The organism is Streptomyces sp. NPDC059679 (assembly GCF_042734105.1).
Classification (GTDB): domain Bacteria; phylum Actinomycetota; class Actinomycetes; order Streptomycetales; family Streptomycetaceae; genus Streptomyces.
Genome location: NZ_JBHWES010000129.1, coordinates 1 through 16,290 on the forward strand (window position 1 = coordinate 1; position 16,290 = coordinate 16,290).

The 16,290-nt window shown below is 70.0% G+C and carries 12 protein-coding genes; 6 read left to right on the forward strand and 6 right to left on the reverse strand.

The genetic code is table 11. The features are described 5' to 3' along the window. Nucleotides 1–150: 150 nt before the first annotated feature. Entirely contained in the window at nt 151–3,288 is a 3,138-nt protein-coding gene (gene ileS / locus ACFV2X_RS54075) for an isoleucine--tRNA ligase (RefSeq protein WP_385631352.1), read from the reverse strand. Between the two features lie 592 nt (nt 3,289–3,880). On the opposite strand from ileS, the gene ACFV2X_RS54080 reads away from it, so the two are divergent. From ACFV2X_RS54080 to ACFV2X_RS54095, 4 genes are all read left to right on the forward strand, one after another. Next, nucleotides 3,881–4,645 (forward strand): TraR/DksA family transcriptional regulator, encoded by a 765-nt coding sequence (locus ACFV2X_RS54080; protein WP_385631354.1) that lies wholly within the window; start codon nt 3,881–3,883, stop codon nt 4,643–4,645. Between the two features lie 74 nt (nt 4,646–4,719). Then, on the forward strand, nt 4,720–5,298 hold the full coding sequence (gene lspA, locus ACFV2X_RS54085) for a signal peptidase II (RefSeq protein ID WP_385631357.1): 579 nt from the start codon (nt 4,720–4,722) through the stop codon (nt 5,296–5,298). An 89-nt stretch (nt 5,299–5,387) separates the two neighbouring features. Further along, nucleotides 5,388–6,326, forward strand: a complete 939-nt coding sequence (locus tag ACFV2X_RS54090) for an RluA family pseudouridine synthase (RefSeq protein ID WP_385631359.1) — start codon at nt 5,388–5,390, stop codon at nt 6,324–6,326. Beyond that, nucleotides 6,323–6,793 carry a GNAT family N-acetyltransferase gene (locus tag ACFV2X_RS54095; RefSeq protein ID WP_385631361.1) on the forward strand — a complete coding sequence of 157 codons (471 nt, stop codon included), beginning with the start codon at nt 6,323–6,325 and terminating at the stop codon, nt 6,791–6,793. The genes ACFV2X_RS54090 and ACFV2X_RS54095 overlap by 4 nt, the downstream gene beginning before the upstream one ends. A 9-nt stretch (nt 6,794–6,802) precedes the next feature. On the opposite strand, the gene ACFV2X_RS54100 is transcribed toward ACFV2X_RS54095, so the two are convergent. After that, entirely contained in the window at nt 6,803–7,924 is a 1,122-nt protein-coding gene (locus ACFV2X_RS54100) for a mechanosensitive ion channel family protein (RefSeq protein ID WP_385631363.1), read from the reverse strand. Between the two features lie 44 nt (nt 7,925–7,968). Here ACFV2X_RS54100 and ACFV2X_RS54105 point away from each other — a divergent pair, with 44 nt between their 5' ends. Continuing rightward, nucleotides 7,969–8,568 carry a dienelactone hydrolase family protein gene (locus tag ACFV2X_RS54105; RefSeq protein WP_385631365.1) on the forward strand — a complete coding sequence of 200 codons (600 nt, stop codon included), beginning with the start codon at nt 7,969–7,971 and terminating at the stop codon, nt 8,566–8,568. Between the two features lie 7 nt (nt 8,569–8,575). Here ACFV2X_RS54105 and ACFV2X_RS54110 read toward each other — a convergent pair whose 3' ends face one another. The 4 genes from ACFV2X_RS54110 to ACFV2X_RS54125 all read right to left on the reverse strand — a co-directional run bounded on the left by ACFV2X_RS54110 (nt 8,576) and on the right by ACFV2X_RS54125 (nt 12,370). After that, nucleotides 8,576–9,151 (reverse strand): PhoD-like phosphatase N-terminal domain-containing protein, encoded by a 576-nt coding sequence (locus ACFV2X_RS54110; protein WP_385631367.1) that lies wholly within the window; start codon nt 9,149–9,151, stop codon nt 8,576–8,578. Nucleotides 9,152–9,262: 111 nt separating this feature from the next. Then, nucleotides 9,263–10,105, reverse strand: a complete 843-nt coding sequence (locus ACFV2X_RS54115) for a thioredoxin domain-containing protein (RefSeq protein WP_385631369.1) — start codon at nt 10,103–10,105, stop codon at nt 9,263–9,265. A 96-nt stretch (nt 10,106–10,201) separates the two neighbouring features. Continuing rightward, nucleotides 10,202–10,882, reverse strand: coding sequence for a hypothetical protein (locus ACFV2X_RS54120; protein WP_385631371.1), 681 nt, complete (start codon nt 10,880–10,882; stop codon nt 10,202–10,204). A 162-nt stretch (nt 10,883–11,044) separates the two neighbouring features. Further along, complete coding sequence (locus ACFV2X_RS54125; RefSeq protein WP_385631374.1) at nt 11,045–12,370, reverse strand: DUF2252 domain-containing protein; 1,326 nt, start codon at nt 12,368–12,370, stop codon at nt 11,045–11,047. A gap of 204 nt (nt 12,371–12,574) precedes the next feature. Here ACFV2X_RS54125 and dnaE point away from each other — a divergent pair, with 204 nt between their 5' ends. Next, nucleotides 12,575–16,120 (forward strand): DNA polymerase III subunit alpha, encoded by a 3,546-nt coding sequence (dnaE, locus tag ACFV2X_RS54130; protein WP_385631377.1) that lies wholly within the window; start codon nt 12,575–12,577, stop codon nt 16,118–16,120. Nucleotides 16,121–16,290 lie beyond the last annotated feature (170 nt).

Here is a 16,290-nt window from a genome sequence, read left to right on the forward strand (position 1 = left end):
CGTTTGGGTGCCCCTGACCCGGGGCGGCTCTGGGGTCTGGGGGTGCCCGCGCGTGGGTTGCCCAATTTTGGGGGCCCCCCCTGGGGGGGGGTGGGGGGGGGGGGGCCGGGCTTTCCGCCCCCCACCACGCGGCGGAGCCCCGGGCGGCGGTTACGCCTTGCGGAGACGGAACCTCAGGCCCAGGGCCTCGTCGGAGAACTCCTCGCCGTAGCCGGAGTCACCGTCGCCGGACGCGAAGTCCGTCGCCAGGACCTCGTCCGCGATCAGCGTCGCGTGGTCGGTCAGCGCCGTACGGACCTCCTCGTCCGCCGCGCCCCAGCGCAGCGCGATCCGGTCGGCCACGTCCAAGCCGCTGTTCTTACGGGCCTCCTGGATCAGCCGGATCGCGTCGCGGGCGAGCCCCGCGCGCCGCAGCTCCGGGGTGATCTCCAGGTCGAGGGCCACCGTCGCGCCCGCGTCGGAGGCGACCGACCAACCCTCGCGCGGGGTCTCGGTGATGATCACCTCGTCCGCGGAGAGCGCGACCGTCTCGCCGTCCACCACCACCGACGCCGTCCCCTCGCGCAGCGCCAGCGACAGCGCGGCCGCGTCCGCCTCGGCGACGGCCTTGGCGACCGGCTGGGTGCCCTTGCCGAAACGCTTGCCCAGCGCGCGGAAGTTGGCCTTGGCCGTGGTGTCGACGAGCGAACCGCCGACCTCGCTGAGCGAGGCGAGGGACGAGACGTTCAGCTCCTCCTCGATCTGCGTGCGCAGCTCCGCGGACAGCGACTCGAAGCCGGACGCCGCGACCAGCGCACGCGACAGCGGCTGACGGGTCTTGACGCCCGATTCGGCGCGGGTCGCGCGGCCCAGCTCCACCAGGCGGCGCACCAGCGTCATCTGGGTCGAGAGGGCCGGGTCGATCAGCTCCTGGTCGGCCTCGGGCCAGCCGGCCAGGTGCACCGACTCCGGGGCGTCCGGGGTGACCGGGACGATCAGGTCCTGCCAGACCCGCTCGGTGATGAACGGGACGAGCGGGGCCAGCAGCCGGGTGACCGTCTCGATCACCTCGTGCAGCGTGCGCAGCGCGGCCGCGTCGCCCTGCCAGAAGCGGCGGCGGGAGCGGCGGACGTACCAGTTGGACAGGTCGTCGACGAAGCCCGACAGCAGCTTGCCGGCGCGCTGGGTGTCGTACGCCTCCAGGGCCTGCGTCACCTGCTCGGTCAGCGTGCCCAGCTCGCCCAGCAGCCAGCGGTCGAGCAGCGGCCGGTCGGCCGGGGCCGGGTCGGCCTCGCTCGGCGCCCAGCCCGAGGTGCGGGCGTACAGGGCCTGGAAGGCGACCGTGTTCCAGTAGGTGAGCAGCGTCTTGCGGACGACCTCCTGGATGGTGCCGTGGCCCACCCGCCGCGCGGCCCACGGTGAGCCGCCGGCGGCCATGAACCAGCGGACGGCGTCCGCGCCGTGCTGGTCCATGAGCGGGATCGGCTCCAGGGTGTTGCCCAGGTGCTTGGACATCTTCCGGCCGTCCTCGGCCAGGATGTGTCCGAGGCAGACCACGTTCTCATAGCTCGACTTGTCGAAGACGAGCGTGCCGACCGCCATCAGGGTGTAGAACCAGCCTCGGGTCTGGTCGATGGCCTCGGAGATGAACTGCGCCGGGTACCGCTTCTCGAAGATCTCCTTGTTGCGGTACGGGTAGCCCCACTGGGCGAAGGGCATCGAGCCCGAGTCGTACCAGGCGTCGATGACCTCGGGGACCCGTACGGCCTCCAGTTCGCAGCCCTCGGCGGTGCAGGTGAAGGTCACCTCGTCGATGAACGGCCGGTGCGGGTCCAGGCCCGTCTGGTCGGTGCCGGTGAGCTCGGAGAGCTCGGCGAGGGAGCCGACGCAGGTGAGGTGGGACTCGGCGCAGCGCCAGATGGGCAGCGGGGTGCCCCAGTAGCGGTTGCGGGACAGGGCCCAGTCGATGTTGTTGTTCAGCCAGTCGCCGTAGCGGCCGTGCTTGACCGACTCGGGGAACCAGTTCGTCCGCTCGTTCTCGCGGAGCAGCGCGTCCTTGACCGCGGTGGTGCGGATGTACCAGGACGGCTGCGCGTAGTAGAGCAGCGCGGTGTGGCAGCGCCAGCAGTGCGGGTAGCTGTGCTCGTAGGGCACATGCCGGAACAGCAGGCCGCGGGCGTCCAGATCGGCCGTCAGCGGTTCGTCGGCCTTCTTGAAGAACTGGCCGCCGACCAGCTCCACGCCCTCCTCGAAGGTGCCGTCCGCGCGGATCGGGTTGAGGTACGGCAGACCGTACGCCTTGCAGGTGCGCAGGTCGTCCTCGCCGAACGCGGGGGCCTGGTGGACCAGGCCGGTGCCGTCCTCGGTGGTCACGTACTCGGCGTTGACCACGAAGTGCGCATCGCCTTCGACAGCCACCAGGGAGAACGGGCGCTGGTAGGTCCAGCGCTCCATCTCGGCCCCGGTGAAGGACTGCCCGGTCGCGGTCCAGCCCTCGCCGAGGGCCTTCTCCAGCAGCGGCTCGGCGACGACCAGTTTCTCCTGGCCGTCGGTGGCGACCACATAGCGCACATCGGGGTGCGCGGCGACGGCCATGTTGGACACCAGGGTCCACGGGGTGGTCGTCCACACCAGCAGCGCCGCCTCGCCCGCCAGCGGGCCGGAGGTCAGCGGGAAGCGGACGAAGACCGACGGGTCGACGACCGTCTCGTAGCCCTGCGCCAGCTCGTGGTCGGACAGGCCGGTGCCGCAGCGCGGACACCAGGGTGCGACCCGGTGGTCCTGGACCAGCAGCCCCTTGTTGAAGATCTCCTTGAGTGACCACCACACCGATTCGACGTACTCGGGGTTCATGGTCCAGTACGCGCCGTCGAGGTCGGTCCAGTACCCCATGCGCGTGGTGAGGTCGGCGAAGGCGTCGATGTGCCGGCTGACCGACTCACGGCACTTCTCGTTGAACTCGGCGATGCCGTACGCCTCGATGTCCTGCTTGCCGCTGAAGCCGAGCTCCTTCTCGACGGCCAGCTCGACCGGCAGGCCGTGGCAGTCCCAGCCCGCCTTGCGCTCGACGTGGTAGCCGCGCATGGTGCGGAAGCGCGGGAAGACGTCCTTGAAGACGCGGGCCTCGATGTGGTGGGCGCCCGGCATGCCGTTGGCGGTCGGCGGGCCCTCGTAGAAGACCCACTCGGGCCGCCCCGCGGACTGCTCGAGGCTCCGGGCGAAGATCTTGTTCTCCCGCCAGAAGTCGAGTACGGCGTGCTCGAGGGCTGGCAGGTCGACCTGGGCGGGCACCTGGCGGTACTGCGTCATCGGATCTTTCCTCCGGCGGACACGTGCTGGTCTGCGTTCCGTCGGAGGGACGAGAGCTCGCGCTCCCGCGGTACCACCCTCCTTGGCCGGGAGCGCTGGGCTGGCTCCTGGCCCCCTCATTGGGGTCGCGACACCGGTTCTACTGGCCCTGGGCGGGGGTTCTTCCGGCGGCTCCGGGGTGATCCTTCACATCGCGCTCGCCCCCGGGCTCGCACCGTCCCCGGGTCGCTCATGGCTGCTTACGACGCTACTCGTCCCCTTCCACGCCTTTCGCTTCGCCCAGTGTACGGGTCCGGGCACCACCCGGCCGACCGGATTACGGGCTGCGCCGGGTGAGGTACGGGGAGCCGGGCGGTGACCCGAATGGCGATACGCAGGGTGCCGGAGTCCGCGCGGCCGGGGCGTCACCGCCCGGTACTGATTCATGGCCGGATTACCGGGCGGACGGTGGGGCACAACCGATTGAGACCGGGTTGTCCCACGGGCAAGCCGGGCGAATCGGGCGGCGTGCCCCGTTGCCGCGTGCCTGAAGTCGATTTATCGTTCCGGAACGATTCGCGTGCAAGATCACAATATGTGAAGGGGCGCGACCATGGTGGCGAGGAAGACCGCCGTGAAGAAGAGCACGGCGAAGGCGACGAAGGCCACGACCGCCAAGAAGAGCGCTTCCGGGAAGAAGGCGGCAGCGCCCGCCACGGCGGCCAAGAAGGCCACGAAGAACGCGGTGGAGAAGAAGGGCGCGGCCGACAAGGCCACGACCAAGAAGGCCGAGGTCGCGAAGGCCACGGCCAAAAAGGCCACCAAGAAGGCCGCACCGGCCGAGCAGGCGGTGCCCCCGAAGAAGACGGGAGCCAGGAAAGTGGTTGCGAAGAAGACTCCGAGCGGGGCGCCGACCGCGAAGCAGGCCCCCGATGCGCCCGGCGCGGTCCCCAAGGCCCGCGTGGGAGCCGGCCCCGTGGCCCCCGGTGACCTGGCCGTACGCCCGGGTGAGGAGCCCTGGTCGGCGCAGGAGGTGGCCGAGGCGCGCACCGAGCTGCTGGCCGAGGCCGGCCGGCTGCGCACCGAGATCCTCGCGTCCGAGCAGGCGATCACCGGTCTGATGCGGGACTCCGGGGACGGCGCGGGCGACGACCAGGCCGACACCGGCACCAAGAACATCACGCGCGAGCACGAGCTGGCCCTGGCCGGCAACGCCCGCGAGATGCTGCTGCAGACCGAGCGCGCCCTGGAGCGGCTGGACGCCGGGACGTACGGGCTGTGCGAGAACTGCGGCAACCCCATCGGCAAGGCCCGGATGCAGGCGTTCCCCCGGGCCACTCTGTGCGTGGAGTGCAAACAGCGGCAGGAGCGGCGCTGACCGTCCGTCGGGAGTACCGTACTCTCGTCCTCAGCCAGGGGGAGACTGGCCCGGACGATGTTTGAGGGACTTACGTGACAGAGGCGGAGCAGGCCATCGGTACGCCAGAAGCGGGGAAGGCCGAGGAAGGCGCCGTCGCGGGTGCCGACGGGGCACAGGCGGGGCGCGGGCGGCGGCGCATCGCGGTGCTGCTCGCGGTCGCCGCGTTCGCCTACCTCCTCGACCTGGCCAGCAAGCTGTTCGTGGTGGCGAAACTGGAGCACCATGACGCGATCGAGGTGATCGGCACCTGGCTCCAGTTCGAGGTGATCCGCAACCGGGGCGCCGCCTTCGGCTTCGGCGAGGCCATGACCATCGTCTTCACGGTGATAGCGGCCGGTGTCATCGTGGTGATCGCCCGGCTCGCCCGCAAGCTCTACAGCCTGCCCTGGGCCATCGCGCTCGGGCTGCTGCTGGGCGGCGCCTTCGGCAACCTCACCGACCGCGTCTTCCGCGCGCCGGGCGGGCTGCAGGGTGCGGTGGTCGACTTCATCGCGCCCGCCCATTTCGCGGTCTTCAACCTCGCCGACTCGGCGATCGTCTGCGGTGGCTTCCTGATCGTCATCCTTTCCTTCCGCGGTCTGGACCCGGACGGCACGGTCCACAAGGACTGAGCTTTTCAGGCCACAGGAGCCGGATCCTGGGCCGGGGGGGCCGAGGACTGGCGTACGAACCGGGCTGTGCGGTCCGGCATACTCGACGGGTGAGTACGATTCCCGAGATCCGCACGCTCCCCGTACCCGACGGCCTCGAAGGCGAGCGCGTCGACGCCGCGATCGCACGCATGTTCGGGTTTTCTCGGACCAAGGCGGCGGAGCTCGCCGCCGCGGGCAAGGTGCAGGTCGACGGCAGCGTCGCGGGCAAGTCCGACCGAGTCTCCGGCGGTGCCTGGCTCGAGGTGGAGATGCCGCAGGCCGCGCCGCCCGTACGGATCGTCGCCGAGCCCGTCGAGGGCATGGAGATCGTGCACGACGACGAGCACGTCGTGGTGGTCGACAAACCGGTCGGGGTCGCCGCTCACCCCAGCCCCGGCTGGACCGGGCCCACCGTCATCGGCGGCCTCGCCGCCGCGGGCTTCCGCATCTCGACCTCCGGGGCCGCCGAGCGCCAGGGGATCGTCCACCGGCTGGACGTCGGCACCTCCGGCCTGATGGTCGTCGCCAAGTCCGAGCTCGCGTACACCCTGCTCAAACAGCAGTTCCGCGAGCGTACGGTCGACAAGCGCTACCAGGCCCTCGTCCAGGGCCACCCCGACCCGCTCAGCGGCACCATCGACGCGCCGATCGGCCGCCATCCGCAGCACGACTACAAATGGGCCGTGACCGCCGAGGGCAAGCCCAGCGTCACCCACTACGACCTCATCGAGGCGTTCCGCGCCGCCAGCCTCCTCGACATCAAGCTGGAGACGGGCCGCACCCACCAGATCCGCGTCCACATGGCGGCCCACCGCCACCCCTGCGTCGGCGACCTCACGTACGGCGCCGACCCGACGCTCGCCAAGCGGCTGCGGCTGACCCGGCAGTGGCTGCACGCCGTGCGGCTGGGCTTCGAGCACCCGGGGGGCGGCTGGGTGGAGTTCGAGAGCCGCTACCCGGACGATCTCCAGCGGGCGCTGGACACCGTGCGGGCGGACAGCGCGTGACGTACCGGATCGAGGTCGTGGGCGCCGGCTCCCTCGAGGTCTGCCGCGGGGTGCGCCGCGAGGTCTTCGTCGTCGAGCAGCGGATTCCCGAGTCGGAGGAGATGGACGAGTACGACGCGCACGCCGTCCACCTCCTCGCCACCGGCCCCCAGGGCCCGACGGGCACCGTACGCTTCCTCCACGGCGCGGCAGCGGACAAGAAGTACGGCCACGCGGGCGTCGATGGCGCCACCACCGCCGTCCTCGGCCGCCTCGCGGTCCTCCCGGCCGCCCGCGGCACTGGCCTCGGCGCGGACCTCGTCCGCGCGGTCGAGGCGGAGGCGCTGCGGCGCGGGCTCGCCGAGGTCTACCTGGAGGCCCAGACCCACGCCCTCGGCTTCTACGAGCGCCTCGGCTACGCGGCGTACGGCCCCGAATTCGACGAGGGCAGCGGAATCCCCCACCGCGCCATGCGCAGGGCGATCTGACCCCCGGAGCTAGTTTCGGCGCGGGGGTGCGCCGTCCTTGTGGAGATCGCCGCCGAAGCGGGTGAGACGCTCCTCGGAGTCGGCCGCGGGCCGGGGTGGCTGGATGGTCGCGGTGGTGATGCGCGGCAGCGCGTACGGATGGTGCTCCCCCAGCCACGTGATCATCTGCTCCCGCACCTCACAGCGCACCGTCCACGCGTCGTCCGCGTCCCGCGCCGTCACCAGCGCCCGCACCACCATCGTGGACGGCGTGGTGTCCGTGACCGCGAGGCTCCAGTCCCGGCCGTCCCACGCCGGGGACTTGCGCACGATCTCGCCCAGCCGCACCCGCATCTCCGCGACCGGCGCCGAGTGGTCGAGGTGGAAGACGACCGCACCGGTCTTCTGCGTACCGCCGCGCGACCAGTTCTCGAACGGCTTGCCCGTGAAGTACGACACCGGCATGGTGATCCGGCGCTCGTCCCAGGTCCGCACGGACAGAAAGGTCAGCGTGATCTCCTCGACCGTGCCCCACTCGCCGTCCACGACCACCGTGTCGCCGATCCGCACCATGTCGCCGAAGGCGATCTGCAGCCCGGCGAAGAGGTTGCCCAGCGTCGACTGCGCGGCGACGCCGGCGACGATGCCCAGGATCCCGGCGGAGGCCAGCATGGACGTGCCCACCGTACGCATCGCCGGGAAGGTCAGCAGCATCGCCGACGCCGCGACCACCCCGACGATCGCGGTCACCACCCGCTGGATGAGCGTCACCTGGGTGCGCACCCGGCGCACCCGCGCCGGGTCGTGCGCGCTGGCGGCATAGCGGCGGTACGAGGACTCCACCACCGCCGCCGAGACCCGCACCGCGAGCCACGCCGTGGCCGCGATCAGCACCAGCGCGAGCAGCTGCGCGATGCCCGACCCGTGTTCCCGGACCACCCGGGCGTGCGTCTTGTCGTACGAGCCCCGCAGCAGCGCCGAGCAGACCGTCACCTGGAGCGGCAGCCGGCAGCGGCGCAGCAGGCCCCACAGCGGCGTCTCCGCGTGGCGGGCGTCGGTGCGTTGCAGCAGCCGGTCGACCGCCCAGCCGATCAGCAGGGTGATGGCGAGCGAGCCGCCGATGACGACGAGCGGACGCAGTACGTCCTCCATGGACACCTATCCTGATCCTTCCCACGCGACGAGGAAGTGACGAAGTGACCCGTTCCCCGATCCTGCTTCTCCATTCGATGTACGGGCTGCGGCCCGCCGTGCACACCGCCGCGGACCGGCTGCGCGCGGCCGGGCACGAGGTGCACGTACCGGATCTGTTCGAGGGGCGGACGGCCGACAGCGCCGAGGACGGCATGGCCCTCAAGGAGGAGATCGGCAAGGACGAGCTGCTGCGCCGGGCCGTGGTGGCCGCCGCGCCGCTGTCGGACCGCGGCGTGGTGTACGCGGGGTTCTCGCTCGGCGGGTCGATCGCCCAGAATCTCGCGCTGGGCGACGAGAAGGCCCGCGGGCTGCTGCTTCTGCACGGCACCTCGGACATCGCCGACGACGCGACGGCGGACGGCCTGCCGGTGCAGCTGCACGTCGCGGACCCGGACCCCTTCGAGCCGCACGACTGGCTGAACGCGTGGTACCTGCGGATGGGGCGGGCCGGGGCGGACGTGGAGATCTACCGCTATCCGGGGGCCGGGCACCTGTTCACCGACCCGGAGCTGCCGGACTACGACGAGGAGGCGGCCGAGGCCACCTGGAAGGTGGCGCTCGGCTTCCTCGCGGAGGTCACGGAGGCGGCTGAGCGGCGGTAGCCGCCGCTCAGCGCACCGGGGCGTCGGCGCGCTCGATCCGCTGGGTGCCGGAGCGGGCCCGGTAGGAGCGCGCCCAGGAGGCGGTGGCGGCCGGGTCGGTGCGGTCGGAGACGGCGTAGTAGTCTATCTGGGCCCGCTCGGAGGTGATGTCGAGCACCCCGTAGCCGTGCGAGTCCATGTCGATCCACTTCACATGGCGGTTGGCGGCCCGGAGCGCGGCGACCGCGGCGAGCGAGATCGTATGCGGCGCCACATGCAGGATGTCGTCGAGGTTGTCCGAGGTCACCGAGGTGACCACGAACTCGGTCGCGGCGGAGGCCGACAGGGGGTAGGTCGCGGCCTTCACCGGCACGCCGAGCCCCGAACCGGGCACCGCCTCGGGCGTGGGCGTGAGACGGGTCCACAGCAGGACGCCGTCGGGCAGCGGGTCGCCGGAGGCGACGCCGTGCAGAAAGGCCGGGCCGTCGGCGGCGCGGGCGGGGGTGGCCTGGGCGGCCAGGGGCAGCAGGGCGGCGGTGGCGGCAACGGCCGTGACGGCGGTGCGCCGCGATATGGGGGCGTGGTCGGTCACGGCCGATGACACTACTGGCTGGTAGGCCCGGCGGGCAGGGCCAGTTCGCCATGTTCGCCCGCGCGTTGCCGGCCGGTCACCACTGGGTCGCCGGGTCAAGCGACCCAGTGGTGACCCTCGGCGCTACTTCTTGAGGTTCTGCTGGATCAGCGGGGTGAACTGGTCCGGGGTGATGGGGGCCTGCGGCCGCCCCTGGACGGTCACCGTCATGATCTTGCCGTTCAGCTTGATCGTCGGGGTGCCGGTCACGTCCTTGGTGTCGTCGAACGTCTTCGACATGGCCAGCGCCCACCGGTCATAGGTGCCGTTCGTCACGGCCTTCTCGAAGGTCTTGTTGCCCTTGAGCGCCTTGACCTGCTGGGCGATGGCGATCAGCTTCTGGTCGCCGGCGAACGCGTCGTCGGTCTCCGTGGGGTGGTTCTTGGCCGAGTAGAGCGCCGACTTGTACTCCAGGAACGCGTCCGGGCTGACATTGAGGGCCGCGCCCAGCGCGCTCAGGGCGTTCTTGGAACCGGCCCCGACGAGGCCCTGCTTGTCGTCCAGGAAGGTGCCCATCGTGAACTGCGCCTTGAAGGTGCCGTTCTTGATGTCCTTCGCCACGGTCGCGCCCGTGTACTGCTCGAACTCCGCACAGATCGGGCAGCGCATGTCCTCGTAGACGTGCAGGGTGTTCTTGGCGTTCTTGTTGCCGACGACCACGGTCGTGCCCTGGGGGCCGGTGGTGTGGGCGGGCTTCACCAGGGCCGTCTTCTCGGCGGCGGCCTTCCACTTCTTGCTGGCGTTGTCGCCGCTGTTCAGCTGGGTGACGCCGTAGCCTATGCCGCCCGCTATCCCGAGGATGGCGACGACCGCCCCGCCGACGATCAGCTGGCGGCGCGTCCGGTCCTTCTTGGCCTGGCGCGCGCGCTCGGCGCGCAGCCGCTCGCGTGCGGCCTGCTTGTTCTGGTGGCTGTTGCGGTTGCTCATGGTGGATCGATCTCCGTCGTGTGAAGGTCGTATGGAGTCGCGCAAACCTGTGCGAGTCCGTACGAAGTCGTACGAAAGTGATGGGAAACGCTGTGCTCAGGCAGTGGCCGAGCACGGCGGACCACGCCGTACGACGGAGTGCACGAGGAGGGGGAGTGCCGGGGCCGGACTCGGGGGTCCCATCGGCCGCGAGGAGCGGCGGCGGGGCGCGAAGGCCGCGGTGACCACCGCGACGGCCAGCAGCAGCGGCCGGAAGGCCAAGGCGGCCAGCGAGGTCAGCAGCCGGGCCACGGCGGCCTCGCCGCGCCGCAGCCAGGCCGCGGCGAGCAGCCCGATCGCGATATGGGCGGCGAGCAGCAGCCAGGGGGCGGCGGAGCCCACGGCGGCCGTGAGGGCGCCGGCCCCGTCCGGCCCGGCGACCCGGGCCAGGGGGGAGCCGACCCCGCCGCTGCCACACAGGAAGTCCATGCCCAGGGCACGCAGGGAGCCCGCCACAGGGCCGCCGGAAGGCCCGTAACAGGCGCTCTGGCCGGTGGTGAACACCGTGTCGGCGGCCAGCTCCAGCGGGACCAGCAGCGCGGCGATGCTCCAGTAGCCGCGCTCCCGGCCCGCCAGGGCGTAAGCGATCACAAAGACGACGACCGACAGCGCCGCCACCGTCGGCAGCGGCAGCGGGGTGCTCGACAGCAGGACATGGGCGGCGGAGGACAGCGTGACGCACAGCGCTGTGAACAGCGCCGCGCGCAGTGCCCTCAGCAGCGGTCCCGTACCGTCCATAGGGATCGATTGTCACACGATCGGGTGTAGGGGCGGCGTCAAGACCGTGGGCGGGGATCGCTCCCCGCCCACTACCTCAGTAGGTCCACGCGGCGGAGCCGCATATCGATCCACGCGGCGGAGCCGCATATCGATCCACGCGGCGGAGCCGCATATCGATACTTACAGCCCGGGGATGCGCCCGTTCCGGAAGAGGTCCACGAAGATCTGGTGGTCGGCCCGCGCCCGCGCCCCGTAGGAGTGCGCGAAGTCCACCAGCAGCTCCGCGAAGCCGCCCTCGTCCGCCGCGATCACCGCGTCGATGGCCCGCTCGGTGGAGAAGGGCACCAGCGAGTGGCCGCTCTGGTCGTCGGCGGCCGCGTGCATGGTGGCCGTGGCCCGCCCCAGGTCGGCGACGACCGCCGCGATCTCGGCCGGGTCGTCGATATCGGACCAGTCGAGGTCCACCGCGTACGGGGAGATCTCGGCGACCAGCTGCCCCGAGCCGTCCAGCTCGGTCCAGCCGAGCCAGGGGTCGGCGTGCGCCTGGAGGGCGCGCTGCGAGATGACCGTGCGGTGTCCCTCGTGGTGGAAGTACGAGCGGACCCGCTCGTCCGTGATGTGCCGGGAGACCGCCGGGGTCTGCGCCTGCTTCATGTAGATCACCACATCGTTCTCGAGGGCGTCGCTGTTGCCCTCCAGGAGGATGTTGTACGAGGGCAGCCCGGCGCTGCCGATGCCGATACCGCGGCGGCCGACGACATCCTTGACCCGGTAGGAGTCCGGCCGGGAGAGGCTGGACTCGGGCAGCGTCTCCAGATAGCCGTCGAAGGCGGCCAGGACCTTGTAGCGGGTCGCCGCGTCCAGCTCGACCGAGCCGCCGCCGGAGGCGAAGCGCCGCTCGAAGTCGCGGATCGAGGTCATCGAGTCGAGCAGCCCGAAACGGGTCAGCGAGCGGGCGTCACGCAGCGCGTCCAGCAGCGGGCCCTCGGCGGTCTCCAGGGTGAACGGCGGCACCTCGTCGTTCTTGGCGCCGGTGGCCAGGGCGTGGATACGCTCGCGGTAGGCGGCGGCGTAGATCCGCACCAGCTCGCTGATCTTCTCGTCGCTGAGCGCCTTGGTGTAGCCGATCAGCGCGACGGAGGCGGCGAAGCGCTTGAGGTCCCAGGTGAAGGGGCCGACATACGCCTCGTCGAAGTCGTTGACGTTGAAGATCAGGCGGCCGTTGGCGTCCATGTAGGTGCCGAAGTTCTCGGCGTGGAGGTCACCGTGGATCCACACCCGGCCCGTGCGGTCGTCCAGGTAGGGGCCGCCCTCGCGCTCCTGCTCCACATCGGCGTAGAACAGGCCGGCCGTGCCGCGGTAGAACGCGAAGGCCGAGGCGGCCATCTTGCGGAACTTGACGCGGAAGGCGGCCGGGTCGGCGGCGAGCAGCTCGCCGAAGGCGGTGTCGAAGACGGCGAGGATGTGCTCGCCGCGCTGTTCCGCCTGGGTCTGCTGGGTCGGCATCGCGGGGCGCCTCCTGGTGTCGGGAGAAAGTACGTGAGTACGTGAAGAAAAGAGCATGACGAAGATCGCGAACGGGACGGCTCGTTCCGTCCGTCCCAACGCCTGAGGCTACTCGTGGGTGCCCACTCGCTGTCAGTCCGGAGGGGTAACCTTCGGAGCTGTTCCGCACACCCTTCATCGACCGTTCGCCGGAGGTCTGCCACCGTGACCAAGCCGCCCTTCACGCACCTGCATGTCCACACCCAGTACTCGCTGCTGGACGGTGCGGCGCGGCTCAAGGACATGTTCAACGCCTGCCAGGAAATGGGCATGACGCATATCGCCATGACCGACCATGGCAACCTCCACGGGGCGTACGACTTCTACCAGCAGGCGACCGGCGCGGGCATCACGCCGATCATCGGGATCGAGGCGTATGTCGCCCCCGAGTCGCGGCGCTACAAACGACGGGTCCAGTGGGGCCAGCCGCACCAGAAGCGGGACGACGTCTCCGGTTCCGGTGGTTACACCCACAAGACGATCTGGGCCTCCAACAAGGCGGGTCTGCACAACCTCTTCCGGCTCTCCTCGGACGCCTATATGGAGGGCTACTTCGTCAAGTGGCCCCGGATGGACAAGGAGACCATCGCCCAGTGGTCGGAGGGCCTGATCGCCTCCACCGGCTGCCCTTCCGGTGAGCTGCAGACCCGGCTGCGGCTCGGCCAGTTCGACGAGGCCCTGAAGGCCGCCTCCGAGTACCAGGACATCTTCGGCAAGGACCGGTACTTCCTGGAGCTGATGGACCACGGCATCGAGATCGAGCACCGGGTCCGCGACGGCCTGCTGGAGATCGGCAAGAAGCTGGGCATCCCCCCGCTGGTCACCAACGACTCGCACTACACCTACTCCCGCGAGTCCGCGGCCCATGACGCGCTGCTGTGCGTCCAGACCGGCAAGAACCTCTCCGACCCCGACCGCTTCCGCTTCGACGGCTCCGGCTACTACCTGAAGTCGACGGACGAGATGTACGCCATCGACTCCTCCGACGCCTGGCAGGAGGGCTGCCGGAACACGCTGCTGGTCGCCGAGCAGATCGACACCACCGGCTGGTTCGAGAAGCGCGACCTGATGCCGCGCTTCGACGTGCCGGAGGGCTTCACGGAGGTCTCCTGGTTCCAGGAGGAGGTCCGGCGCGGCATGGAGCGGCGGTATCCGGCCGGGGTGCCGGAGGACCGCCAGAAGCAGGCCGAGTACGAGATGGACGTCATCATCCAGATGGGGTTCCCGGGCTACTTCCTCGTGGTCGCCGACTTCATCATGTGGGCGAAGAACAACGGCATCGCGGTCGGCCCCGGCCGTGGCTCCGCGGCCGGTTCGATCGTGGCGTACGCGATGGGCATCACCGACCTCGACCCGATCGACCACGGCCTGATCTTCGAGCGGTTCCTCAACCCCGAGCGCGTCTCCATGCCCGATGTCGACATCGACTTCGACGAGCGCAGGCGCGGTGAGGTGATCCGGTACGTCACTGAGAAATACGGCGCCGACAAGGTCGCCCAGATCGGTACGTACGGCACCATCAAGGCCAAGAACGCGATCAAGGACTCGGCCCGGGTGCTCGGTTACCCGTATGCGATGGGCGACCGGATCACCAAGGCCATGCCCGCCGATGTGCTCGGCAAGGGCATCCCGCTGTCCGGCATCACCGACGAGAAGCACCCCCGCTACAGCGAGGCGGCCGAGGTGCGCGGGATGTATGAGAACGAGGCGGATGTGAAGAAGGTCATCGATACCGCCCGCGGTATCGAGGGCCTGGTGCGGCAGATGGGCGTGCACGCCGCGGGCGTGATCATGTCCAGCGAGACCGTGACCGAGCACGTCCCGGTCTTCTCGCCGAAGAACGACGGCCAGGTCGTGACCCAGTGGGACTACCCCACCTGTGAATCGCTCGGCCTGCTGAAGATGGACTTCCTCGGCCTGCGCAACCTGACCATCATGGATGACGCGGTCAAGATGGTGCGCGCCAACAAGGGCGTCGACCTCAAGCTGCTCGAGTTGCCGCTGGACGACCCCAAGACCTACGAGCTGCTGTGCCGCGGTGACACGCTCGGCGTCTTCCAGTTCGACGGCGGCCCCATGCGCTCCCTGCTGCGCATGATGAAGCCCGACAACTTCGAGGACATTTCCGCCGTCTCGGCCCTGTACCGGCCGGGCCCGATGGGCATGAACTCGCATATCAACTACGCGCTGCGGAAGAACGCCCAGCAGGAGATCACCCCGATCCACCCGGAGCTGGAAGAACCGCTCAAGGAGGTCCTCGGCATCACCTACGGCCTGGTCGTCTACCAGGAGCAGGTGCAGAAGGCCGCCCAGGTGCTCGCGGGCTACTCGCTCGGCCAGGCCGACCTGCTGCGGCGCGCGATGGGCAAGAAGAAGAAGGAAGTCCTCGACAAGGAGTTTGTGCCCTTCCAGAAGGGCTGCCGCGACCGCGGCTACTCCGACGCGGCCATCCAGGCGGTGTGGGACGTGCTGGTCCCGTTCGCCGGCTACGCCTTCAACAAGGCCCACTCCTCCGCGTACGGCCTGGTCACCTACTGGACCGCGTATCTGAAGGCCAACTACCCCGCCGAGTACATGGCCGCGCTGCTCACCTCGGTGCGCGACGACAAGGACAAGTCGGCGATCTATCTCAACGAGTGCCGGCGCATGGGCATCAAGGTGCTCACGCCGAACGTCAATGAGTCCGAGGCGAACTTCGCCGCTCAGGGTGACGATGTGATCCTCTTCGGTCTCACCGCGGTCCGAAACGTTGGCGCGAACGTGGTCGAAGCGATCATCCGTGGCCGTAAGTCGAAGGGGAAGTACTCCTCCTTCCCGGACTACCTGGACAAGGTCGAGGCGGTCGTCTGCAACAAGCGCACCACCGAATCGCTGATCAAGGCCGGCGCCTTCGACGAGATGGGCCACACCCGCAAGGGGCTCACGGCGCACTACGAGACCATGATCGACAATGTGGTCGCGGTGAAGCGCAAGGAGGCCGAGGGCCAGTTCGACCTGTTCGGCGGCATGGGCGGCGACGACGGCGGGGGCGACGGGCCGGGCTTCGGGCTCGACGTCGAGTTCTCCGACGTCGAGTGGGACAAGGCGTATCTGCTCGCCCAGGAGCGCGAAATGCTCGGCCTGTACGTCTCCGACCACCCGCTCTTCGGGATCGAGCACGTCCTCAACGACAAGGCCGACGCCGCCATCGCCCAGCTCACCGGCGGTGAGCACGCCGACGGCGCCATCGTCACCATCGGCGGCATCATCTCCGGCCTGCAGCGCAAGATGACCAAACAGGGCAACGCCTGGGCCATCGCCACCGTCGAGGACCTGGCGGGCTCCATCGACTGCATGTTCTTCCCCGCCACCTACCAGCTGGTCTCCACCCAGCTCGTCGAGGACACCGTCGTGTTCGTCAAGGGGCGGCTCGACAAGCGCGAGGACGTGCCACGGCTGGTCGCCATGGAGCTCATGGTCCCCGACCTGTCCGAGGCCGGGGCCAACGCGCCCGTGACGATCACCATCCCCACGGTGAAGGTCACCCCGCCCCTGGTCGAAAAGCTCGGCGAAGTGCTCACCCACCACCGTGGCTCCACCGAGGTGCGGATCAAGCTCCAGGGGGCGCGCAAGACCACGGTGCTCCGGCTCGACCGGCACCGGGTCACCGCCGACCCCGCGCTGTTCGGCGACCTCAAGGTGCTGCTGGGCCCGGCCTGCCTGGCGGGCTGAACCACCGCTCATGACGGTGGTGTGACGGACCGCCAGTCATGACAGCGGGCTGACGGGCCACCGCTCATGAGAGGGGCGCGGCCGCCCGGGCGCGCCCCCCCACCCCCCGGGGGGGGCGGGGATTTGTGGCCGGCGCTCGTGTTCCGGTGCATTCGGGGGGGTGGGGGTTG

What these genes read in the sequence shown, in the direction of transcription:
- ileS (WP_385631352.1), bottom strand. Translation starts at nt 3,288, where the DNA reads ATGACGCAGTACCGCCAGGTGCCCGCCCAGGTCGACCTGCCAGCCCTC.
- ACFV2X_RS54080 (WP_385631354.1), top strand. Translation starts at nt 3,881, where the DNA reads ATGGTGGCGAGGAAGACCGCCGTGAAGAAGAGCACGGCGAAGGCGACG.
- ACFV2X_RS54100 (WP_385631363.1), bottom strand. Translation starts at nt 7,924, where the DNA reads ATGGAGGACGTACTGCGTCCGCTCGTCGTCATCGGCGGCTCGCTCGCC.
- ACFV2X_RS54115 (WP_385631369.1), bottom strand. Translation starts at nt 10,105, where the DNA reads ATGAGCAACCGCAACAGCCACCAGAACAAGCAGGCCGCACGCGAGCGG.
- ACFV2X_RS54120 (WP_385631371.1), bottom strand. Translation starts at nt 10,882, where the DNA reads ATGGACGGTACGGGACCGCTGCTGAGGGCACTGCGCGCGGCGCTGTTC.
- ACFV2X_RS54125 (WP_385631374.1), bottom strand. Translation starts at nt 12,370, where the DNA reads ATGCCGACCCAGCAGACCCAGGCGGAACAGCGCGGCGAGCACATCCTC.